Below are 23,069 nucleotides of genomic sequence, written 5' to 3' on the forward strand. Positions count from 1 at the left end.
CATGGGCCGATCACCCATGCCGCGATGCCGCCCGCCCTTCGACGTTGAGGCCGTGCAGATAACGGTGTTGCAGTCGGGGTCGAACAATGCGGGCACGGTCACGCGGCGGCGACGGATATCGCAATCGGCGACCATGATCTGCGCCGGTCGCGGACGGAAAGGTGCCGGAATAGTCCGGAAAGACAAACAGGGTGTGCCGGATCTGCCCGGGAACGGACAGCGCGCCGACGATCCCCGCCAGCGCCACGCCCAAGCGATAGGATGCGAAGCGCGGCGCCGGGTTAACCAAGGTCAGCGCGGCGGGGCTGGGGGTGACGATCTGTTCCGAAAGCCTGATCGGCTTTCTGGGCCGCCCTGTGGACCTGCCCCAGATCGCGCATCCGGCCTTTCGGTCGCAGACGATGCTGGTGTGGAAACCGCCAACCGGTCGCGGCAGGTCGGCGATTTCGCCGATGGCGCGCGGCTGCCGGACATCAAAAAGCCCGCGCCCCGATGGGGGCGCGGGCAGTTGTGACCGATCAGGCTGGCGATCAGACCGGACGCGCCGCCCCAAGGACAGCGGCGGGCCGGTCGTCGATAAAGCCGTCCAGCACCTGCGTGGACGAGGGCCGGGTGATCAGGCTGACGCCGACGAAGATCAGGCAGGCCACCGGAAAGCCCAGCACCCCCGCATTCAGCCCGATCAGCGAATTGCCGGTCAGATACATCGCCGTCACAAAGACCACGCCGCCGCCGATCGAGGCCAGTGCCCCTGCCGCCGTGGCGCGTTTCCAGAAAAAGGCGCCGATGGTCGCGGGCACGATCACCACCAGCCCGACCGAGGTCGCGACCGACAGGATCGCGATCATGCTGAACTCCATCGCGGCAAAGCCCATCGCCAGCAGCGAGATGACCGGGATGACGAATTTGCCGATCTTCAGCTGGCGCTGATCGTCATGATCGCCCGTCAGGTTGCTGTAGACGTCGCGCGAAAAGATCGACGACAGGGTCAGCAGGATCGAATCGATTGTCGACACCGCCGCCGCCATGATGCCGATCATCACCACCACGCCCAGCAGCGGCGGGACATAGTCGGATGACAGCAGCATCGAGGTCGCCAGATCGGGACGTTCCAGATCGGGGAAGATCAGGAAGGCGGAAAAGCCCCAGATGACCGACACGATGGTGTAAACCAGCCCGAAGCACAGAAAGATGATCAGCATCCGCCGCAGGGCGCCAAGCGAGGATGGCATGAACAGCCGCTGGCTGACCTGCGGGTTCGAGATGGCAAAGAAGAACCACGGCAGGGTCATGCCCAGAAAGGTCGTGAAACTGAACAGCCCCGGCCCCGGCACCTGCAGCATGGCAGGCGAGGCCTCGGCGATGCGGTCGAACATGGTGAAGAACCCGCCCAGTTCCGCCACCACCAGCACGCAGACCGCGACCGATGCGACGATCATCACCAGCGCCTGCAGGCTGTCGGTCCACATGACGGACCGGATGCCCGCGATATAGGAAAACAGGATCGCCAGCACCGTGGCCACAATAATGCCGGTGCCAAAGCTGATCTGCCCCTCGGTCATCCCCGACAGCAGATAGCCCACGCCCGACAGCTGCACCGCCGAATAGGGGATCAGGAAAACCAGACTGGTCAGCCCGGCCAGAACCGCCACCCATTTGCTGCCATAGCGCACGCCCAGCATCTCGTACGGGGTGACGAAACCGTATTTCTTGCCCACCCGCCAGAAACGCGGACCGAAGATCGCAACCAGCGTGACGCCGGCGAAATAGACGATCTCGAACCCCAGGGCACCGACACCGCCGCGATAGGTCAGACCGGCCAGCCCGACCATCATGAAGGCCGAATAGGTCGTCGCCGAATAGCTGAGCGCCGAGACGACGCCCCCCATGCCCCGGTCGCCCAGAAAATAGCCCGACATCGACGTGGCCGGGCCTGACCGCGACAGCCAGGCCACGGCCAGCGACAGCACGACATAGATCGCGATGCCCCAGATCACCAGTGAGACGGTCATTCCGCATCCTCCGTGAAACCGGCGGTGGCGATGATGTTCAGCACGATGACGGCCACGCCCGCCAGACACCAGAACAGAAAGCTGCCATACCACGCGCCGATCTGTCCGATCAGCGCATAGGGCACCAGATAGCACGACAGAATGACAAGGCTGACAAGCCTGAGAGACAAGCTGCGGGACATGAGGAGAAACTCCCTGAAGGATGAGGGCGGTCTCGGGCGGTGCCGGATCGCCTCGTTCACATGATTGGGTCCGCGCGCGGACGCGCGGGCCGGGCCGCGATCAGTGCAAGGGCACCGTCATCGGATCATAGGCATAGACCCAGGCCGGGTCTTCGGGCTGCTTCAGCCAGGTATTCGCGTTCGAGATCGTCTGCACCTTGGTGGCACGATCCCGGCGCGTATTCTCGTACAGCGTAAAGGCGCTGCGATAATCCGCCGTCCCGGTCAGGGTCAAGGCGCGGGTCAGCACGGCGGCATCCTCGATCGCCATGCAGGCGCCCTGCGCCATATGCGGGCGCATGGGATGGCAGGCATCGCCCAGCAGGCACAGCCGCCCCCGGCTCCACAAGCTCATCGGGTCGCGGTTCCAGAACGGCCATTTGGTGACCTCGGTCGTGGCGTCGATCAGGCCGCGCACCATCGGGTGGGCGCCCGCGCCAAAGATTGCCTCCATCTCTTCGCGGGAGCTGTCAACGAAGCCCGTATCATGGTCCCAGCTGTCCACCGGCACGCCGGTGACATAGTAATATTCGCTGGCATCCCCCTTGGTCGCATAGGCCATGATGTGGCGCGACTGGCTCCACCACCATTTCACGCAGGCCTCGTATTCCAGCCCCGTCGCGCGCAGCTTGTCCATATCGACCAGCGCCCGATGCCCGATCCAGCCCGAAAAGCGCGGCTTTTCCACGCCCAGCAGCTTTTCGCGGATCATCGAATTGATGCCGTCAGCGCCGATCACCAGCCCCGCCGCAACCTGCCGCCCGTTCGAGAATGTCAGCAGGACATGGTCGTCGCGTTCCTCAAGATCGGTCAGGCCATGGCTGAAATGCAGCCGGTCCTGCGGCAGGATCGCGATCTGTTCGGCATGCAGATCGCCCCGGTGGATGGTGATGTAGGGCGCGCCATATTCGCGCAGCGCAAAATCGCCCAGCCTGATCCGCGACAGATATTCGCCGGTCATTCCATCCCGAGAGAACCAGTGATCGGGATGCGATCCGATGGCCGCCAGCCGATCCTCAAGCCCCAGGGTCCGAAAGATCTTCATCACATTGGGGCCGATATGGATGCCCGCCCCCAAACGCACGAATTCTGGTGCCTGTTCAAAGACATCGACGCTGAATCCGGCCTCGTTCAGCAGGGCGGCAGCGGCGGCCCCGCCCAGTCCGGCGCCGATCACGGCGATGTCGATACGGTCGATGGCGGTCACGTTGTGATCCCTTCGCTGGTTGCTGTTATTTCATTCGTATACAAACAACTTAACCCTGCAAGAGTTTTGATGCCTCCGCCTGCGAATTTCCAGCCCGGCTGCATCTTTATCAGGCAAGCGCCCACCCGTCCCTAGCGGTCCCATGCAGGCAGGTCGGGGGCAAAGCGGGCGCGCAGATAGGCGGCCAGATCGGCCATCTGCGCCCCGTCCAGCTGATCGGCGAACCCCGGCATGTCGCGCAGGGGCAGGGACAAGGGTGCCTCGATCCCGTCGCGGATCACCGCCAGCGCCGCATCCGGACGCGGCGCGCGCAGGGCTGCGGACAGGGTCAGCGGCACCTGCGCGGCGGTTTCCGCCCCCGGCAGACCGGGCGTGTGGCAACTGGCGCAGGCGGCGCGGAAGATGCGCGAGGCCGGGCCGGGGGGCGGCGTACCCTCGGCCAGCGGGCGCGGCTCGGCAGGGGTGATCTGCGAGGCCAGATAGGTCGCCATGGCGGCGATATCGGCATCGGGCACGCCTTGCAGGCTGTCCACCACCGGCGCCATCTTGGCCCCGGCGCTGGCGATGCCCGGCGCATGACCGGTCAGCAGATAGGCGAACAGGCTGTCCCGGTCCCAGCCCCGCGCGCCGGCCTGCGCGCCCGTCAAAGGCGGCGCCCATGCCTCGGCCACCATCGCCCCGGCATAGGGTCGTGCGGCATCCTCGGCCCCCAGCCCGTTGCGGGGCGTGTGACAGGCGCTGCAATGGCCCGCCCCTTCGACCAGATAACGGCCCCGGTTCCAGACCTCGGATTGCGCCGCGTCCGAAGTCAGCGGGGCCGGATCGTGATAGATCAGGTTCCACAGGGCATTGACCGGGCGCAGGTTGACCGCCGCCAGCATCGTGGCGCGCGGGATCTGGGCCCGGACCGGTGGCAGGGTCTGCAGATAGGCATAAAGCGCCTGCATGTCGCCATCATCGATCCGCGCGAATGACGTATAGGGAAACACCGGATACAGGTTCTTGCCGTCCCGGCTGATCCCGTGCCGCATCGCGCGTTCGAAGGCCGCAAAGGACCACAGGCCCAGACCCGTGTCGGGATCCGGCGTCAGATTGGTGCTGTAGACGGTGCCGAAGGGCGTCTGCATCGCCCGCCCGCCGGCATTGGCCGCCCCGTCCGGCGCAGTGTGGCAGACGGCGCAATCGCCGGTGGCAAAGACCTGCGCGCCGCGTTCCAGCGTCTCGGGGGTGAATTGCGCGGCCAGGGGCGCGCGGCTGGCGGGAATGGCGGAATGGATCGGCAGCGCCAGCGCACCAAAAGTCAGCGCCCCCCCGACCGAGGCCAAAGCCGCCCACAGCCTGCGCCGTTTGGGCCGTGCGGGCGCGGACCCGGGCGCGGGCAAGGCGGCGGGACCGGCCCCCTGCCCCGCCAGGGCGGCGCGCAGTTTCTCGGGCGTGAAGGGCGCCTCGCGCAGGCGCACCCCGGTCGCGTCGAAGATGGCGTTGGCGATGGCGGCGGCAGCGGGCACGGCGGCGCTTTCGCCCACGCCAAGCGCGGGATCGCCGGGCCGGGCGATCAGCATGGATTGCACCTGCGGCACCTGATCGAAGGTCTGGATCGGATAGGTCGCCCAGCTTTTCGGTGTCGGCCCGATGGCGTCGAAGGTCACCTGTTCGGTCAGCGCGCGGCTGGCCGTCTGGATGACATTGCCGTGGATCTGGGCGCGCACACCATCGGGGTTGATGACCAGCCCCTGGTCCTGTCCGACAAAGACGCGGGTCAGCGTCACCTCGCCGGTTTCCGTGTCCACCGCCACATCGCAGACCCATGCCGCCGAGGCTGCCGCCGTGCCGGGAAAGGCGCCATGCACATAGGTGGCATAGGCAAAGCCCTGACCATAGGCCATGCGCCCCTGCCGCCGGAACCGGGGCCCGGTCCGGTCCTGCCAGCCCGCCGCATCCGCCGTGCGGGCCACCAGATCGGCCTGACGCGGATCGTCCAGATGATGCAGGCGAAAGGCCACAGGATCGGCCCCGGCCTCATGCGCCAGCTCGTCGACGAAACTTTCATGCGCAAAGGTGTTGGGCAGGGCCGACACGCCCCGCATCCATGCGGCCCGGACGATGGGCGCCAGATCATGGCAGGTGATCCGCTTGTGCGGGATGCGATAGGGCGGCACGATGGTCCGGTCGCCCATCATCGCGTGATGCGGATCGGCGGGGATGCGGCCCGTCAGCAGCAGGCACAGGTTCGGCCCCCGGTTCGACGGATACCAGCTGTCCATCGCATAGGCGTGCATCTGACCGTCGCGCAGCCCGCCTTGCACCTCCATCAGTTGGGCGGCGCCTTTCGGTTCCCAAAGATGTTCCTGTTCGCGGGTCAGCTGCACCCGCACCGGCGCGCCCACGGCGCGCGACAGCAGCAGCGCGTCGCCGCAGACATCGTCGGCGCAGTTGCGGCCATAGCAGCCGGCGGCCTGCAGGCGCCGCACCTCGACCGCCTCGGGGGGCAGGCCGGTCAGCAGCGCCAGATCGGCGCGCAGCAGATGCGGGTTCTGCGTGCCAGACCAGACCAGCGGCGCGCCATCGTTCCAGTCCGCCACCCCGCAGGACGGCCCGATCGAGCCATGTTCGTGATAGGGCCACAGATAGGTCCGCGACAGCCGCCTGTCGCACTCGGCCAACCCCCGATCGACATCGCCCGACCCGTCCAGCAGCCGCGCGGTCGAGGGCTGATCGCGCAGCGTCTGCGCCAGCCGGTGATCCAGCGGCGGCAGATCGGGCGGCATCCGCCAGCTGACCCGCAGCGCCTGCGCGACGGCCTGCGCCTGCTGCGGCGTCTGCGCGACGACGCCCAGAAAATCGGCCTCGCGCACGATGGCGATCAGGCCGGGCATGCCCGCGACCGAAGCCTCGTCCACGGCGACCAGACTGCGGCCCACGAAATCGCCGCTGTCTCGCCCGGCATAGGGAGGGCGGATGACATGGCCGTGCAGCATGCCGTTTATCCGCAGATCATGGATATAGGCAAAGGCGCCGGTCACCTTGGCGGGCAGATCGCGCCGCCCGACGGGCTGGCCGACGATGCGGTATTGGGCCGGATCCTTGACCGGAACGTGATCGTCCAGCCGCATGGTCAGATCCCGGCCCGCCAGCAGCGCCGCGTAATCCTGCGCGCCATGCGGCCCGATGACCTGCCCGTCCGCGGTGCGCAGATCGGTGGCGGCCGCGTTCAGCCGTTGTGCCGCCAGCCCCAGCAGCGCCAGCCGCGCCTGCGCCGCCGCAAACCGCAGGGGCCGCGCGGTGATCTGGATCGTCTCGGACGCGATGGTCGGCCCCTGATCGGGGGTGCTGGCCGTGTCGCCCAGCACCACGCGCACCCGGTCCAGCGGCAAATCCAGTTCCTCGGCCACGATCTGGGCCAGCGCGGTCTCGATCCCGGTGCCCAGATCGACATGGCCGTTCTGGACGGTCACCGAACCGTCCGCATCCATGTGCAGAAAGACGATCCGCCCCTCGGGGCGGTCGTCAAAGACCGACAGCCCGCCCGACGTCGCCAAACCCGTCATCGCGCCACCATCAGGGCTGCTGCCTGACGGACCGAGGCGACGATGTCCTGATGGGTTCCGCAGCGGCACAGATTGTCGCGCAGCGCCTGACGGATCTGATCGTCCGAAGGGTCGGGATTGCGGTCCAGCAGCGCCACGGCGGTCATGATCATGCCGTTCAGGCAATAGCCGCATTGCGCGCCCTGCCCGTCGATGAACCCCTGCTGGACCGGATGCAGATCGCCGGTCACCGGGTCGGCCAACCCCTCCAGCGTGGTCACGGAGCGGCCTTTGACACGGGCGGCGCGCATCACGCAGGCCCGCGCGGGCGCACCGTCGACCAGCACCGTGCAGGCCCCGCATTGCCCCAGACCGCAGCCGTATTTCGGCCCGTTCAGCCCGATCCGGTCACGCAGAAGATCCAGCAGGGACAGGCGTTCGCCGTCCGTCACGCTGCTATCCTGCCCGTTCAATGTGAAATCCATCCGCATCCCTCGTTCAGCGGCCCGTTCCGGCATGGTGAGACAATATTCAAATGTACACAAACATTTTTTAACCGCGGCAGCCCTGAATTATTCATTCGCCCAATTTATAGTCTTTGCGTGGCGGTGCCGGCTGGAACAGGTTAGACTGAAAAAGACCGGCGCCCTGCCCTTTCAAACGTCTGCCCTTTCAGAAGCCCGCCCATTCAGAACCACGGACCTTGCCCCTCGATGACAACACAGTCCCCGCCGGAATACTGCCTGGACGATCAGGTCGGCTTTCTTCTGCGCAAGGCGCATCAGGCCCATATCGCGATCTGCGCCGAAAAGCTGGGCGGTCTTCTGACCCCGGTGCAATTCTCGACCCTGCACCGGCTGGCGACGGAACCGGGGCCGGTGTCGCAGAACGCGCTTGGGCGGATGGTGGCGATGGATGCGGCGACGACCAAGGGGGTCGTCTCGCGGCTGAAGGAACGCGGGCTGATCGACAGCCGCGCAGATGCGGGCGACAAGCGCCGCCACATGCTGTCCACAACCGAAAAGGGCCGCGCCCTGCTGGCTGAAACGGTGCCCCTGATGCTGCAGATCACCCGCCAGACCCTGTCCCCGCTGGAGCCCTATGAGCAGGACATGCTGCTGGCACTGTTGCGCAAGATCGGCTGAGCGGTGCCGCCCCGCCGGGGCCGGGGGCGCCCGACCCAAGCCCATGACCTGCAGGATCCCATCCTCGACGCTGCCGAACTGGCCTTTGCCCGCAGCGGTTTCGACGGCACCGGGCTGCGAGAGATCGCGGCAGCGGCGGGGGTCAGTCAGGCGCTGCTGCGGTATTATTTCGGCGCCAAGCAGGATCTGTTCGACGCGGTGTTCCGCAGGCGCGGGCGCCAACTGGCCTCGCGCCGTCTGGCGCTGCTGGCCGATCTGGGACCGGATGCACCGGTGCAGGGCATCATCGCCGCCTATCTGCGCCCGCAATGGGACATGAAGATCGCGGGCGGCAACAAGGCGGCCTTTCTGGCACTGCAGGCGCGGGTCCATGCCTCGACCGATGCGCATCTGCTGGCGTTGCGGGCGGATATCTATGACGCCCCGCTTGGCGCCTATGTCGATGCGCTGGCGCGCGTTCTGCCCCTGCCCCGCGCCCTCATCGCCCGCCGGATGGGCTTTCTGGTCGGCAGCTATCTGTTCGTGCTGAACGATCTGGCGCGGCTGGACATGGTGTCGGGCCGGCCGACTGACGCGGCCAAGGTGCTGTCCGATCTGACCGTCTTTCTGTCGGCAGGCCTGTCGGCGCCCGTCTGACGGGCAACCGCCCGGATTTCGATCACCTGCGGCTTCCGGTCGAATAATAAGGTGTGTGCATACGATTTTTCTTGATATTGTTCGGGTGCGCAATTTAGCCTGTGATCACGCGCTTGGACAAAGGCAGACCCATGACCCCCATCCGTATCGGACAGATCGTCCCCAGCTCGAACCTGACGATGGAGACTGAAATCCCCGCCCTGCTGCGCGCGCGCGAACTGATCGCGCCCGAGCGTTTCACCTTTCATTCCGCGCGGATGCGCATGAAGCATGTCACGAAAGAGGAACTGGCGGCGATGGACGCCGACAGCGACCGCTGCGCGCTGGAGCTGTCGGATGCCCGCGTCGATGTGATGGGCTATGCCTGTCTGGTGGCGATCATGTCGATGGGCCACGGCTATCACCGCGCCTCGGCCGACCGTCTTGGCGGGGTGGCCGCGCAGAACGGGGCATCTGCCCCGGTCGTCACCTCGGCAGGGGCGCTGGTGGATGGGATCCGGGCCATCGGCGCGCGCCGGGTGGCGGTCGTGACCCCCTATATGATGCCGCTGACGCAGATGGTCGTCGACTATATCCGCCACGAGGGGATCGAGGTCGGCGATTTCCGGGCGCTGGAAATCCCGGACAATCTGGCGGTCGCGGCGCATGATCCGATGGCCCTGCCGGGCATCGTGTCGGGGATGGTCACCGATGACGTGGATGCCATCGTCCTGTCGGCCTGCGTGCAGATGCCCTCGCTGGCCGCCGTGGCGCTGGTCGAGGCGCTGACCCGCAAACCCGTCCTGACCGCCGCCATCGCCACCACATGGGCGATGCTGCGGGCGCTGAACCTGCCGACCCGGGTGCCGGGCGGCGGCACGCTGCTGTCGGGGGCCTATTGATGCGCGCGCCCCAAGGCTATCACGTCCATGCCAACGGCATCCGCCAGCATCTGCTGCATTATGCGGGCGACGGGCCGCAGATGCTGCTGATCCCCGGCATCACCTCTCCGGCGATCACATGGGGGTTCGTCGCCGAGCGTCTGGCCGAGGGCTTTGACGTTCATGTGCTGGATGTCCGCGGGCGCGGTCTCAGCGAAAGCGGCGATCTGGATTACACGCTGGATGCGCTGGCCGATGATGCGGCGGCGCTGGTCGCGGCCTGCGGGCTGAACGCGCCGGTGATCCTTGGCCATTCGATGGGCGCGCGCATCGCGATCCGGGCCGCGCGCCGCGCGCCGGGTCTGTTCGGCGGGCTGGTGCTGGTCGATCCGCCGGTCAGCGGGCCGGGGCGGCGGGTCTATCCATCCGCATGGCCGTGGTATGGCGATTCCATCCGCATGGCGCAAAAGGGCTGTTCGGTCGATGACATGCGCGCCTTCTGCCCGACCTGGACCGATGCGCAGGTCGCGCTGCGGGCCGAATGGCTGCACACCTGCCATTATGGCGCGATCAGGACCGCCTATGACGGCTTTCACACCGACGACATCCACGCGGACATGCCGCATCTGGACCTGCCCGTTCGGCTGGTCGTGGCAGGCGGCGCGCCGGTCATCGGCGCCGATGATCTGGCCGAGATGCAGGCCCTGATCCCGCATCTGCAGACCCGCATCGTCAAGGGTGCGGGCCATATGATCCCATGGGACGATCTGGCCGGATTTCTGGATGCCGTCATGGATTTCAACGCTTAACCAACAGGGAACACGCAGATGGACCATACCAGTTTCACGGAAATCTGCCTGCATCAGCTGAAGATGTCGGGCGTGCACGAGGGCGAGAAGCTGATCGTGCTGACCCAGGGGTCCGACCGTCTGGATTACGCCGATGCCTTCATGGCGGCGGGCCAGCGGCTTGGGGCGCGGATGTATCACATGCGTCTGCCCGCGCCCCTGCCGTCCGACAGCTGGTCGGTGGGTGTCACCGGTCTGGCCGCCATGCCCGATGCGGTCGAGGCGCTGAAGAATTGCGACATGCTGATCGACTGTATCTTTCTGCTGTTCAGCCCCGAACAATTCGCCATCCAGGATGCCGGCACCCGCATCCTGACCGCGGTCGAACCGCCCGAGCTGCTGGCCCGCCTGCTGCCCTACCCTGAACTGCGCGAAAAGGTCACCATCGCCGCCGACATGCTGGACCGTGCCAAGGTCATGCGCATCACCTCGCCGCATGGGACGGACGTGACCTACAAGCTGAACACCTATCCCACGGTGCCGGAATATGCCTGCACGGATACACCGGGGCGGTGGGATCACTGGCCGTCGGGCTTTGTCTTCACCGGCGGCGACGATGACGGGGTGGACGGGCAGATCGTGGTGGCGCCGGGCGACATCCTGCTGCCGCAGAACCTGATGGTGCGCGAACCCATCACCTATACCATCGAAAAGGGCTGGATCACCGACATCCGGGGGGGATTGGAGGCGCAGATCGTCAAATCCTATATGGACAGCTTCAAGGACAAGCGCGGCTTCGGGATGAGCCATGTGGGCTGGGGCATGAACCCCAACGCCAAATGGCACAACTTTGTCCCCGGCACTTTCGAGGGCGGCATGGGGATGGAGCCGCGCAGCTTTTACGGCAACGTGATGTTCTCGACCGGGCCCAACAACGAACTGGGCGGGCCGAACGACACCGCCTGCCATCTGGACATCCCGATGCGCAACTGTTCGCTGTTTCTGGACGATGCGGCGATCGTCATCGACGGCGACATCGTCGTGAAAGAGATCCAGCTGGATCGCTGATCTGTCCCGCGCCCCCCGGCAACAGGGGGCGCCCCAGCCAAGGTATCCCCCTTATGTCGCCCCAGATGTCCCAGCAACAGGTCTATGATCAGGCGGGCTTTGGCCGACCCGTCCCGCGCGGTCAGCGCCCGGCCATCGTGGTGGTCGATTTCAGCTATGGCTTTACCGATCCGCAATATCCCACCGCCGCCGACATGTCGGGGCCGATCGCCGCCACGCGTCGCTTGACCGATGCGGCGCGGGCGGCGGGAATGCCGGTCATCTATACCACCATCGCCTTTCACCCGGGCGAGGTGGACCGCCTGCCCTGGCTGAAAAAGGCCACCGGCATGGCCGCCCTGACCGAAGGATCACGGCTGGTCCGGATCGACGCGGCGACGGGCATTCAGCCCGGCGATCCGGTGGTGGTGAAAAAGGGCGCATCCGCGTTCTTCGGATCGACGCTGGCGGCGCTGCTGACCGGGGCGGGGGTGGACACGGTCGTGGTGACCGGAGCCACCACCTCGGGCTGCGTGCGGGCGACGGTGGTCGATGCGGTGCAGTCGGGCTTTACCGTGCTGGTGCCTGCCGATTGCTGCGCCGACCGCGCGCAGGCCCCGCATGACGCAAGCCTGTACGATATCGGCCAGAAATACGGCGATGTCACCGACAGCGACGACATTCTGGCATGGCTGGCCGGGTTGGGCTGACCCGCCCTGCCCCGCAGGTCGCGCCCCTCAGGTCGTGCCGCGCGGGATCAGACGCCCGGGCAGATGCACGTCATGGGTCAGCGTGCCCGCCAGCACCTCCAGCAGCTTCTCGGTCATTGCGGTGATCGGCTGACGATAGGTCGTCAGCTGATAAGCCGGAGAGGCCGCCAGCGGAATGTCGTCGAACCCGGTCACGGCGATATCCTGCGGCACGCGCAGACCCAGATGACAGCGCAGCGCATCAATGGCGCCGATGGCGATGATGTCGTTTTCGCAAACCAGCACATCGGGGCGCTGATCGGGGGACTGGCCGTCCAGCAGCCGGGTCACGCGTTCGATCGCGGCGGCGGAATCATAGGCATCGGCATGCAGGGCCGGGACCGGGGTGCCGGTGCGCGCCTGCCAATATTCGGTAAAGGTCGATTTGCGGTGCAGCTTGGCCGATTGCGTGTCCGGACCGGCCAGAAAGACCGGGCGCCGATAGCCCTTGTCCAGCAGATGATCCGCGATGTCGCGCATCGCGATCACATCGTCACAGGCGATGGTCAGCGTGCCGGGATTCTGGCTGTAGCGGGCAAAGATGACCAGCTTTTTCACCCGCCTGGCGCCAAGCGCCGTGGCCAGCACGGTGTCGTCGAACCGCGTGCCGATCACGACCGCCGCATCCACCCGCCGCTGACTGGCCGCCAGCAGCGCCGCCGAGGCGTCGTCGCTGTCCGACATATGCACCAGCAGCGTGCCCCATCCCGCCGTCCACAGCATCCGGGTCAGCCGTTCCAGCAGGACCAGTTTGTGAGGGTTGGAAAAGTCGTTGGTGATGATCGCCACCAGGTTGGAGCGGTCGGATGCCAGCGACGAGGCCAGCAGATCCGGCGCATAGCCAAGCGTCTCGGCGGCGGCCAGCACCCGTTCGCGCGCCTTGCGGCTGATCGAGGCGTCCTTCTTGAAGGCCCGCGCCACGGTCCAGCGCGACACGCCTGCTGCCGCCGCCACATCATCCGCCGTCACGCTGTCGTTCAGATCATCCATGCCCGATCCTACCCTGTCCGGGGACCGGTCGGAAGGCGTTTGCTCGCGGGTGCAGATTTTTGTTGCTCGCGGGTGCAAAAGCATCCATCCTGACCCAGAGGAAAGTTCTGCACGTGATTCGAGGGGGGATGCGGATGCTGAGGGTTGCCCTGCTGGGGGCCGGCCGGATTGGTCAGGTCCATGCGAAATCGATGACGGCGACGACGGCCAGCCGGCTGGTCGCGGTGGCCGATGTGAATGCCGAAGCCGCGCAGGATCTGGCGGCCCGGATCGGCGCCGAGGCGTGCAGCGTCGATCAGATCATCGCTGATCCCAGCATCGACGCGGTGCTGATCGCGACCTCGACGGACACGCATTCCGACCTGATCACCCGCGCCACGGCGGCGGGCAAGGCGGTGCTGTGCGAAAAGCCGGTCGATCTGTCGCTGGACCGCGCGCTGGCCACGCTGAAAGCGGCCGAGGCGACCGGCCAGCCGGTGATGATCGGGTTCAACCGCCGCTTCGATCCCAGCTTCAAGGCGCTGAAGGCGGCTTTCGACGGCGGCGAGATCGGGCGCGGAGAGTTGCTGTCCATCACCTCGTTCGACCCCGCGCCGCCGCCGGTCAGCTATATCAAGGTCTCGGGCGGGCTGTTCCGCGACATGATGATCCACGATTTCGACATGGCCTGCTGGATCTTTGGCGGTGCCCCCGCCACGGTCAGCGCACAGGGCGCCGCACTGGTCGATCCGGCCATCGGCGATGCGGGCGATGTGGACACCGCCGTCGTGACGCTGGTCTGGGATGACGGGCGCATGGCGGTGATCCGCAATTCCCGTCGGGCGGGCTATGGCTATGACCAGCGGGTCGAGGTTCTGGGCTCGGGCGGGCTGTTGTCGGCCAACAACATGCTGGAAAACACCGTCGAAAAGATCACCACCGACGGCGCGGTCAGCGCCAAGCCGCTGCATTTCTTTCTGGAACGCTACATGCGCGCTTACGAGGATGAATGGACCGCCTTTCTGGATGCGGTGACCACGGGGGCGGCGATGCCCGTCACCCTGCGCGAAGGCGTGGCCGCCCTTGCCTGCGCCGAGGCCGCAACCCGGTCGCTGAAGACCGGCGCGACCGTCGCCATCACCCCCGACATGCTGGGCTGAGGCGATGCGCGACATCGGATGCTGCACCTGGATCTTTGGCAACGAGGATCTGAGCGCCATCGCCGCCCGCGCCACCCGCGCGGGCCTGCAGGGGGTCGAGATCCATGGCGATCTGTCGCTGGACCCGGTGCAGGCGGGGCGCATCTTCCGCGATGCCGGGCTGCGGATCTTTTCGATCACGCCGGGCGATGCCGATATCAGCCATCCCGATGCCGACCTGCGCGCCGGGGCGCTGGATTACTATCGCCGGATGATCGATTGGGCCGATGCCTTGGGTCACGACCCGCGCCTTGGCTGTCATGGTCTGGTGCAGCGCATCCGTCCGGCCACGACGCAGGATGCCGAGGACGGGCATCTGGCCGACAGCGTGGCGCAGATCTGTGCCTGGGCAGGCGACCGGCCCGTCTGCTTCGAGATCCTGAACCGCTATGAAAGCCATCAGATCCGCACGGTGGCCGAGGGGCTGGCGCTGCTGGACCGGGTGGGGGCGGCCAATCTGTTCCTGCTGCCCGACGCCTATCACATGAACATCGAAGAAGCCGATCCCGCCGCCGCCCTGCGCGCCGGGGCCGACCGGATCGGCCTGTATCATCTGGCCGACAACCATCGCGGCGCAGTGGGCGACGGGCAGATCGATTTTGCGGCCCAACTGACAGCGCTGGACGACATCGCCTATGGCGGGCCGCTGATCGTCGAACCCGCGGCCCCCGGCCCGGACCCGTTTCGCACCGACAAGGGACCGGGCTATCGCGACCGGCTGGAAGACATTCTGACCCGTTCGGTCCGCGCCATCCGCGCCATGGGTCACTGAGGTCACCGATATCCGCGCGCATCACCCGCGCGCGGCACGACACCGGACGGGAGGAGCCGCCGGTCCATCACGAACCCTTGGGAGGGAAACCTATGACCAGATTGACGACTGCCGCCGCAACGGCGGCCCTTATGGCGCTGGCCGCCCCGGCACTGGCGCAGAACATCATCGTCGTGGCCCATGGTCAGGCGAACGACCCGTTCTGGTCGGTCGTCAAGAACGGCGCGGCGCTGGCGGGCGAACATACCGGCGCGACCGTCGATTTCCGCACGCCCGAAATCTTTGACATGGTCGCGATGAGCCAGCTGATCGATTCCGCCATCAACCAGCAACCCGACGGGATCGTCGTGTCGATCCCCGATGCCGATGCGCTTGGGCCATCGATCCAGCGGGCCGTGGATGCGGGCATTCCGGTCATCTCGATGAATGCGGGCGCAGATGTGGCGCGCGATCTGGGCGCGCTGCTGCATGTGGGCCAGTCCGAATTCGACGCCGGCAAGGCGGCGGGTGAACGTTTGGCCGAAATGGGCGGCACCAAGGGCATCTGCGTGAACCAGGAGGTCGGCAACGTCTCGCTGGATCAGCGCTGCGCGGGCTTTGCCGAAGGCTTCGGCAATCCGGTCAGCATCGTGCCGACCGCCAATGATCCGACCGAGGTGCAGTCCAAGGTCCGCGCCGCCTTGGAGGCCGATGCCGAGGTCGACACCGTTCTGGGCCTTGGTGCCGCCTTGGTGGGCGAGCCTGCCGTCGCCGCCGTGCAGGCGCTTGGCCGCGATGACGTGCTGATCGCCAGCTTTGATCTGTCGGCGGGCTTCCTGCAATCGGTGGCTGATGGTCAGGCAGCCTTTGCCATCGACCAGCAGCAGTTCCTGCAGGGCTATCTGCCGGTCAGCTTTCTGGCGCTGAACGCAACCTATGGGCTGATCCCCGGCGGCGACGTGCCCTCGGGTCCGAACCTGATCATGCAGGACAGCGCCGCTCAGGTGATCGAGCTGTCCGCGCAGGGCATCCGCTGAACTGCGGGGCGGGCGCCCTTCCCGCGCCCGCCCCATGAACCGCAAGGGAGGGGGAAAACCCACATGGCCCAGAACGCCAGCCTGTCCGCGGACGAGCGGATCAAGACCGAAACCCTGACCACGCGCCTGATGAAGCGGCCCGAACTGGGCGCCATCGGCGGCGTGATTCTGGTCACCATCTTCTTTCTGATCACTGCCAGCCCGACGATGTTCACGCTGGCGGGCATCATGAACTTTCTGACGCCCGCCGCCCAACTGGGCATTCTGGGCATCGCCGCCGCCATGCTGATGATCGGCGGAGAGTTCGACCTGTCCATCGGATCCATGGTGGCCTTTGCAGGCATGATCTTTGGCGTGCTGGTCGTGAACATGGGCCTGCCGCTGATCTTCGCGATCCCGCTGACCATGGCCTTTGCGGCGGCGACCGGCGCGGTCAACGGCGCGATCGTGCTGCGCACCGGCCTGCCCAGCTTTATCGTCACGCTGGCGTTTCTGTTCATCCTGCGCGGCGCCTCGCTGGTCGGGCTCAAGCTGTTCACGGGCGGCTCGACCCAGTTGCGCGGCGTGCGCGAGGCGGTGGCGGACGACTGGCTGACGCCGATCTTTTCGGGCGATGCCTTTGGCGGAGCCTTCCGCTGGATGGCCCAGCAGGGCTGGATCGCGCAGCTGAACTCCGGTGCCCCCTCGGTGCCCGGCATCCCGGTCGAGATCCTGTGGTTCGTGGCCATCGCGGCGCTGGCGACCTTCGTGCTGCTGCGCACGCCTGCGGGGAACTGGATCTTTGCCACCGGCGGCGACAAGCAGGCCGCGTCCAATTCCGGCGTACCGGTGCGGCGGGTCAAGATCTCTCTCTTCATGCTGACGGCGCTGGCCGCCGCCCTTGTCGCGGTGATCACCGTCATCGACACCGGATCGACCGACGCCCGGCGCGGCTTCATGAAGGAATTCGAGGCGATCATCGCCGCCGTCATCGGGGGGTGCCTGCTGACCGGGGGCTATGGATCCGCCATCGGCGCCTTTTTCGGCGCGATCATCTTCGGCATGGTGACCATCGGGCTCAGCTATACGGGCTTTGATCAGGACTGGTTCCAGGTCTTTCTGGGCGCGATGCTGCTGCTGGCCGTGGTCTTCAACAACGCGATCCGCAAGCGTGTGACGGGGGAACGCTGACATGTCCGAACCGATCATTCATATGGACGGCATCAAGAAGCATTTCGGCAATGTCATCGCGCTGAACGGGGTGACCTTCGATGTGCGGCCGGGCGAATGCCATTGCCTGCTGGGCGACAACGGCGCGGGCAAATCGACCTTCATCAAGACGATGTCGGGCGTCCACAAGCCGACCGCAGGCACCATCACCTTTGAAGGCAAGCCCATGCAGCTGGGCAGCCCCCGCGACGCGATGGAGGCGGGCATCGCCACCGTCTTTCAGGATCTGGCGATGATCCCGCTGATGAGCGTGACGCGCAATTTCTTCATGGGTCGCGAACCCACGGTCGGGCGCGGCATCTTCAAGCGCTTCGATCTGGACAGCGCGAACCGCATCTGCATGGAAAAGATGCGTCAGATGGGGATCAACCTGCGCGCGCCCGATCAGGCGGTGGGCACGCTGTCGGGCGGCGAACGCCAGACGGTCGCCATCGCCCGGGCGGTTCATTTCGGCGCCAAGGTGCTGATCCTGGACGAACCGACCAGCGCGCTTGGGGTGCGCCAGACCTCGAACGTGCTGGCGACCATCGCGCGGGTCCGCGAACAGGGCGTGGGGGTGGTCTTTATCAGCCACAATGTCCGCCACGCGCTGGCCGTGGGCGACCGCTTTACCGTGCTGAACCGGGGCCAGACGCTTGGCACCGCCAAACGCGGCGAGATCGAGGCGGCCGAGCTGCAGGATCTGATGGCGGGCGGGCAGGAAATGGCCTCGCTGGAAGGCAGCCTTGGGGGGACGGTCTGATGGCGCTTGGGGTCGCCCTGATCGGCACGGGTTTCATGGGCAAGTGCCATGCCATGGCGTGGCGCAACGTGGCCACCGTCTTTGGTGGCACGCCCCCGCGGCTGCAGGTTCTGGCCGATGCCGCGGATGCCGGGGCGATGGCGGCGCAATTCGGCTTTCAGAGCGGCACGGATGACTGGCAGGCGGCGGTGGACGACCCTGCGGTCGATGTGGTCAGCATCACCACGCCCAACGCCCTGCACCGCCCGATGGCGGATGCGGCGCTGCGGGCGGGCAAGCATGTCTGGCTGGAAAAGCCGATGTCGCTGACACTGGCCGATGCGCAGGCGATGGCCGATCTGGCCACAGCCCATCCCGGTCAGGTGACCCTGCTGGGATACAACTATCTGCGCAGCCCGGCCTTTCAGGCGGCCCGCGACCTGATCGCATCCGGCGCGATCGGGCGCCCCCGCGCCTTCCGGGGTGTTTATGACGAGGATTATTCCGCCGACCCCGACCTGCCATGGTCCTGGCGGATGACCCATGCGGGCGGGGGTCTGGGCGCGCTTGGTGATCTGGGCTGCCATCTGGTCAGCGTGATGATCGCGCTGATGGGCCCGGTGGCCGAAGTCACGGCCCTGACCGATATCGCCGTGCCGCAACGCCCCTCACCCGACGGCCCCCGCCAGGTCGAGAACGAGGACAGCGCGCTGGCGCTGATCCGCTTTGCCAGCGGCGCCCAGGGGTCTTTCGCGACCTCACGCGTGGCGCATGGCCGCAAATGCCGCCTGCAATGGGAGGTTCACGGCAGCGAGGGCTCGCTGGTCTTCGATCAGGAGCACATGAACGCGCTGTGGGTCCACCGGGCAGGCGAGGCCGGGTTCACCCGCCATCTGACCGGCCCCGACCAGCCCGATTTCGCCGCCTTCTGCCCGGCGCCGGGCCATAATTTCGGCTTCAACGAACAGAAGGTCGTGGAATGCCGCGACCTGATCCGTGCCATCGGCGGCGGCACGCCCTGCGGCCCCGGTTTCGCCGAAGGGCTGGCCATCGAAACGATCATTCACGCGATGGCGGCCTCGGACGGCCGTGCGATCCGCCTTGAGGAGCTTGCGCATGAAGACGCTTGACGTCGTCACCATCGGCCGGTCCTCGGTCGATCTGTATGGCAGCCAGATCGGCGGTCGGCTGGAGGAAATGGGATCCTTTGCCAAATATATCGGCGGCTCGCCCACCAATATCGCCTGCGGGACGGCCCGCTTGGGCCTGCGATCCGCCGTGATCACGCGCGTCGGCGACGAACATATGGGCCGCTTCATCCGCGAACAGCTGGTCCGCGAGGGGGTCGATGTGCGCGGCGTCTCGACCGATCCCGACCGGCTGACGGCGCTGGTCATTCTGGGCATCCGCGATGAGGACAGCTTTCCGCTGATCTTCTATCGCGAGAATTGTGCCGACATGGCGCTGTCGCCGGGTGACATCGACGAAAGGCTGATCGCGGATGCGCGCTGCGTGCTGGCCACCGGCACCCATTTGTCGCATCCCCGGACCGAGGCTGCGGTCATGCGCGCGCTGGAACTGGCGCGTGCCCATGGCGCGCAGACGGCGCTGGACATCGATTACCGCCCCAACCTGTGGGGCGTGGCGGGCCATGACGCGGGCGAAAGCCGCTTCGTGGAAAGCGCCGCCGTCACTGCCAGACTGCAAAAGACCCTGCATCTGTTCGACCTGATCGTCGGCACCGAAGAGGAATTCCACATCGCCGGCGGCACCACCGACACGCTGGCCGCGCTGCGCGCCGTGCGGGCGGTGTCGGAAGCGGTGTTGGTCTGCAAGCGGGGTGCGGCAGGGGCGGTGGCCTTTACCGGCGCCGTCGAGGGTTGGGACAGCGGCCAGCAGGGGCCGGGTTTCCCGATCGAGGTCTTCAACGTGCTGGGCGCGGGGGACGGGTTCTTTTCCGGCCTGCTGAAAGGCTGGCTGGACGGTGAGGATTGGCCGCGCGCGCTGGAATATGCCAATGCCTGCGGCGCCTTCGCGGTCAGCCGCCACGGCTGCACCCCCGCCTATCCCAGCCTTGAGGAACTGCGGTTCTTTCTGGATCGCGGCGTGGTGCAACCCGATCTGAGGAATGACGCGGCGCTGGAACAGATCCACTGGGCCACCAACCGGCAAGGCCGGATGGGCGGCGACTGGTCGGCGATGCGGGTCTTTGCCTTTGATCACCGGATGCAGCTGGAGCAGATGGCGGGATACACCCCGGCCAAGGGCGGCGCCTTTAAACGGCTGTGTCTGGACGCTGCCCTGCAGGTGCAGGACGGGCGGACAGGATACGGCATTCTGTGCGACAACCGGATCGGACGCGCGGCGCTGCATGCCGCCAGCGGCACCGGGCTGTGGATCGGGCGGCCTGCCGAATGGCCCGGATCGCGGCCTTTGACGCTGGAACCGGAGCTGGGCGCCGATTGCGGCGGACTGTCGGAATGGGCGCGCGAGACTGTCGTGAAGGTCTTGTGTTTCTGTCATCCGGATGATGATGCGGACACGCGCGCGGCGCAGGAGGCGACGGTGGCGCGCCTGTTCACCGCCGCCCGACGCAACGGGCTGGATTTTCTGCTGGAGATCATTCCCTCCAAGGTCGGGCCGGTGGATGACGACACCACCGCCACCCTGATCCGGCAATTCTATGCGGCGGGGATCTTTCCCGACTGGTGGAAGCTGGAGCCTCTGACCAGCGCTGCGGCCTGGACCAAAGCCATCGCCGCGATCGAGGATCACGACCGCCATACGCGGGGCATCGTCGTGCTGGGGCTGGACGCGCCCGAGGACGCGCTGGCCGCCAGCTTTGCGGTGGCCGCGCAGTTCCCGCTGGTGCGCGGCTTTGCGGTCGGGCGCACGATCTTTGGCGCCACAGCGCGGGACTGGATGACGGGGGCTCTGAGCGATGCCGGGGCTGTGGCCGCGATGGCCGGTCGCTATGCCCGGCTGTGCGGGATCTGGGATGACGCCCGGGCTGCGGCGCGGCAGGGTGCGGCATGAGGGGGAGGGCGTCGGTCCTTGCCGGGGGCGCAGGCAGGGGGGCGCTGCCCCCCATCGCGTTCCGCGATTCCCCCCGGGATATTGATGCCAAGATGAAAGGGCGCAGAGCCCGTCAGGAGATCAGGCGATGAGCGGGACGATACGGTTAACGGCGGCGCAGGCCATGGTGCGCTGGTTGTCGGTGCAGATGACGCCTGAGGGTGAACGCTTTATCGACGGGGTCTGGGCGATCTTCGGGCATGGCAATGTGGCGGGCCTGGGCGAGGCGCTGCACGGGATCGGCGATGCGCTGCCGACCTGGCGGGGCCAGAACGAACAGACCATGTGTCATGCCGCCATCGCCTTTGCCAAGGGCCACGGGCGCAGGCGGGCGCAGGCGGTGACGGGTTCGATCGGACCGGGGGCCACGAATATGGTGACCGCCGCCGCGCTGGCGCATGTAAACCGGCTGCCCTTGCTGCTGATCCCGGGCGATGTGTTTGCCAACCGCCGCCCCGATCCGGTGTTGCAGCAGGTCGAGGATTTCGGCGATGGCACGGTGTCGGCCAATGACTGCTTTCGCCCGGTGGTACGCTATTTCGACCGCATCACCCGGCCCGAGCATCTGTTGACCGCCCTGCCTCGCGCCATGCGGGTGATGACCGATCCGGCGGAATGCGGACCGGTCTGTCTGGCGTTTTGTCAGGATGTGCAGGCCGAGGGCTATGACTGGCCCGAGGCGTTCTTTGCGCCCCGTGTCTGGACGATCCGGCGTCCGGCGCCCGATGCGGATGAGCTGGCCCGGGCGGTGGATCTGATCCGCGGGGCCAAGGCTCCGGTGCTGGTCTGCGGGGGTGGGGTGATCCATTCGGATGCCGGGGCGGTGCTGGACGCCTTTGCGCGCCGTCATGCGATCCCGGTGATCGAGACTCAGGCCGGGAAATCGGCGTTGGCGCAGGCTCATCCGATGAATTTCGGCGCGGCGGGGGTCGATGGATCGGCGGCTGCCAATGCGGCGGCGGCGGCGGCGGATCTGGTGATTGCGGTGGGCACCCGGCTGCAGGATTTCACCACCGGGTCGCGGACGCTGTTCGACGCGCCCCTTCTGGCGATCAACGTGCAGCCCTATGACGCGGTCAAGCATGGGGCGCTGTCTTTGGTCGCGGACGCGCGGGTGGCGCTGGTGGCGCTGAGCGCGGCCTTGGGCGATCTGCGGTTCGGGGCCGATACCGCGCCGCGGGCCGTCTGGCTGGCGGCGGTCGATGCGCATTGCGCGGCGCCTGAGGGTGACGGGCTGCCCAATGATGCGCAGGTGATCGGGGCGGTGCAGCGCGCCGCGCCCGAGGGGATTGCCATGTGTGCGGCAGGCACCATGCCCGGCGCGCTGAAGCTGCTGTGGCAGGCCTCTGTCGACGGGTACCACATGGAATACGGTTATTCCTGCATGGGATACGAGATCGCGGGCGCGATGGGGCTGAAGCTGGCGCAACCCGGGCGCGAGGTGCTGTGTTTCGTGGGCGATGGCAGCTATATGATGGCCAATAGCGAGCTGGCCACCGCCGTGATGCGGCGCGTGCCCTTTACCGTGATCCTGACCGACAATCGCGGCTATGGCTGCATCAACCGTCTGCAGCAGGGCTGCGGTGGGGCGGCATTCAACAACATGTATGTGGATTGCAGGATCGAGGCGCAGCCGCAGATCGACTTTGTCGCTCATGCGGCCAGCATGGGGGCGCATGCGGTCAAGGCCGCCGACATCCCCGCGCTGGAGGCCGAGATCGCCGCCGCGCGGGGCCGCGACATCCCCACCGTCATCGTGATCGAGACGAGTGCCGCCGATGGTCCGGGCTTTGGCGAGGCCGGGCATTGGTGGGATGTCGCCGTGCCCGAGACCGGCGGCACCGAGCGGATGAAAGAGGCCCATGCGCGCTATCTGACGATGGCCGCCCGGCAGAACGTGATGAATTGAGGAAAGC

Annotated in this window: 21 protein-coding genes; 14 read left to right on the forward strand and 7 right to left on the reverse strand. The window is 66.8% G+C overall.

Features of this window, described 5'->3' with window-relative positions; translation table 11 throughout:
- Positions 1–10: 10 nt before the first annotated feature.
- The 6 genes from EG885_RS00045 to EG885_RS00070 all read right to left on the reverse strand — a co-directional run bounded on the left by EG885_RS00045 (position 11) and on the right by EG885_RS00070 (position 7,452).
- Positions 11–553 carry a hypothetical protein gene (locus EG885_RS00045; RefSeq protein ID WP_131572421.1) on the reverse strand — a complete coding sequence of 181 codons (543 nt, stop codon included), beginning with the start codon at positions 551–553 and terminating at the stop codon, positions 11–13.
- Complete coding sequence (locus EG885_RS00050) at positions 531–2,012, reverse strand: sodium:solute symporter family protein (RefSeq protein ID WP_131572422.1); 1,482 nt, start codon at positions 2,010–2,012, stop codon at positions 531–533. Before EG885_RS00050 ends, EG885_RS00045 begins: the two co-directional genes overlap by 23 nt.
- Positions 2,009–2,194, reverse strand: coding sequence for a hypothetical protein (locus tag EG885_RS00055; protein ID WP_131572423.1), 186 nt, complete (start codon positions 2,192–2,194; stop codon positions 2,009–2,011). Before EG885_RS00055 ends, EG885_RS00050 begins: the two co-directional genes overlap by 4 nt.
- A gap of 100 nt (positions 2,195–2,294) precedes the next feature.
- Complete coding sequence (locus EG885_RS00060; RefSeq protein WP_131572424.1) at positions 2,295–3,440, reverse strand: FAD-dependent monooxygenase; 1,146 nt, start codon at positions 3,438–3,440, stop codon at positions 2,295–2,297.
- Between the two features lie 131 nt (positions 3,441–3,571).
- Entirely contained in the window at positions 3,572–6,988 is a 3,417-nt protein-coding gene (locus EG885_RS00065; protein WP_131572425.1) for a molybdopterin cofactor-binding domain-containing protein, read from the reverse strand.
- Positions 6,985–7,452 carry a (2Fe-2S)-binding protein gene (locus tag EG885_RS00070; protein WP_207392151.1) on the reverse strand — a complete coding sequence of 156 codons (468 nt, stop codon included), beginning with the start codon at positions 7,450–7,452 and terminating at the stop codon, positions 6,985–6,987. The genes EG885_RS00065 and EG885_RS00070 overlap by 4 nt, the downstream gene beginning before the upstream one ends.
- A gap of 228 nt (positions 7,453–7,680) precedes the next feature.
- On the opposite strand from EG885_RS00070, the gene EG885_RS00075 reads away from it, so the two are divergent.
- The 6 genes from EG885_RS00075 (at position 7,681) to EG885_RS00100 (ending at position 12,153) form a co-directional block, all read left to right on the forward strand.
- A complete protein-coding gene (locus EG885_RS00075; RefSeq protein ID WP_131572427.1) occupies positions 7,681–8,112 on the forward strand; it encodes a MarR family winged helix-turn-helix transcriptional regulator in 432 nt (143 codons plus the stop codon).
- A 3-nt stretch (positions 8,113–8,115) separates the two neighbouring features.
- The gene (locus EG885_RS00080) at positions 8,116–8,748 is read left to right on the forward strand and encodes a TetR/AcrR family transcriptional regulator (protein WP_131572428.1); all 633 of its coding nucleotides are present in this window, start codon (positions 8,116–8,118) and stop codon (positions 8,746–8,748) included.
- A gap of 131 nt (positions 8,749–8,879) precedes the next feature.
- Positions 8,880–9,629 carry a maleate cis-trans isomerase family protein gene (locus EG885_RS00085; protein WP_455430434.1) on the forward strand — a complete coding sequence of 250 codons (750 nt, stop codon included), beginning with the start codon at positions 8,880–8,882 and terminating at the stop codon, positions 9,627–9,629.
- Entirely contained in the window at positions 9,629–10,417 is a 789-nt protein-coding gene (locus tag EG885_RS00090; RefSeq protein ID WP_131572429.1) for an alpha/beta fold hydrolase, read from the forward strand. Before EG885_RS00085 ends, EG885_RS00090 begins: the two co-directional genes overlap by 1 nt.
- A gap of 18 nt (positions 10,418–10,435) precedes the next feature.
- Positions 10,436–11,464 (forward strand): 2,5-dihydroxypyridine 5,6-dioxygenase NicX family protein, encoded by a 1,029-nt coding sequence (locus EG885_RS00095; RefSeq protein WP_131572430.1) that lies wholly within the window; start codon positions 10,436–10,438, stop codon positions 11,462–11,464.
- Between the two features lie 65 nt (positions 11,465–11,529).
- Entirely contained in the window at positions 11,530–12,153 is a 624-nt protein-coding gene (locus EG885_RS00100) for an isochorismatase family protein (protein ID WP_131572593.1), read from the forward strand.
- Positions 12,154–12,180: 27 nt separating this feature from the next.
- On the opposite strand, the gene EG885_RS00105 is transcribed toward EG885_RS00100, so the two are convergent.
- Complete coding sequence (locus EG885_RS00105) at positions 12,181–13,182, reverse strand: LacI family DNA-binding transcriptional regulator (protein WP_242679441.1); 1,002 nt, start codon at positions 13,180–13,182, stop codon at positions 12,181–12,183.
- Positions 13,183–13,316: 134 nt separating this feature from the next.
- On the opposite strand from EG885_RS00105, the gene iolG reads away from it, so the two are divergent.
- The 8 genes from iolG (at position 13,317) to iolD (ending at position 23,062) form a co-directional block, all read left to right on the forward strand.
- Positions 13,317–14,321, forward strand: a complete 1,005-nt coding sequence (gene iolG / locus EG885_RS00110) for an inositol 2-dehydrogenase (protein WP_131572432.1) — start codon at positions 13,317–13,319, stop codon at positions 14,319–14,321.
- 4 nt (positions 14,322–14,325) lie between these two features.
- Complete coding sequence (locus EG885_RS00115; protein WP_131572433.1) at positions 14,326–15,132, forward strand: sugar phosphate isomerase/epimerase family protein; 807 nt, start codon at positions 14,326–14,328, stop codon at positions 15,130–15,132.
- Between the two features lie 92 nt (positions 15,133–15,224).
- Positions 15,225–16,148, forward strand: coding sequence for a sugar ABC transporter substrate-binding protein (locus EG885_RS00120; RefSeq protein WP_131572434.1), 924 nt, complete (start codon positions 15,225–15,227; stop codon positions 16,146–16,148).
- 63 nt (positions 16,149–16,211) lie between these two features.
- Positions 16,212–17,318, forward strand: coding sequence for an ABC transporter permease (locus tag EG885_RS00125; RefSeq protein ID WP_131572435.1), 1,107 nt, complete (start codon positions 16,212–16,214; stop codon positions 17,316–17,318).
- Between the two features lies 1 nt (position 17,319).
- On the forward strand, positions 17,320–18,099 hold the full coding sequence (locus EG885_RS00130; RefSeq protein ID WP_131572436.1) for an ATP-binding cassette domain-containing protein: 780 nt from the start codon (positions 17,320–17,322) through the stop codon (positions 18,097–18,099).
- The gene (locus tag EG885_RS00135) at positions 18,099–19,208 is read left to right on the forward strand and encodes a Gfo/Idh/MocA family protein (protein WP_131572437.1); all 1,110 of its coding nucleotides are present in this window, start codon (positions 18,099–18,101) and stop codon (positions 19,206–19,208) included. Before EG885_RS00130 ends, EG885_RS00135 begins: the two co-directional genes overlap by 1 nt.
- Positions 19,195–21,114 (forward strand): bifunctional 5-dehydro-2-deoxygluconokinase/5-dehydro-2-deoxyphosphogluconate aldolase, encoded by a 1,920-nt coding sequence (locus EG885_RS00140; RefSeq protein ID WP_131572438.1) that lies wholly within the window; start codon positions 19,195–19,197, stop codon positions 21,112–21,114. Before EG885_RS00135 ends, EG885_RS00140 begins: the two co-directional genes overlap by 14 nt.
- Positions 21,115–21,241: 127 nt before the next feature.
- On the forward strand, positions 21,242–23,062 hold the full coding sequence (gene iolD / locus EG885_RS00145) for a 3D-(3,5/4)-trihydroxycyclohexane-1,2-dione acylhydrolase (decyclizing) (protein ID WP_131572439.1): 1,821 nt from the start codon (positions 21,242–21,244) through the stop codon (positions 23,060–23,062).
- The last annotated feature ends 7 nt before the right edge of the window (positions 23,063–23,069 follow it).

Origin of the sequence: Paracoccus nototheniae, assembly GCF_004335005.1 — a bacterium.
Taxonomy (GTDB): domain Bacteria; phylum Pseudomonadota; class Alphaproteobacteria; order Rhodobacterales; family Rhodobacteraceae; genus Paracoccus; species Paracoccus nototheniae.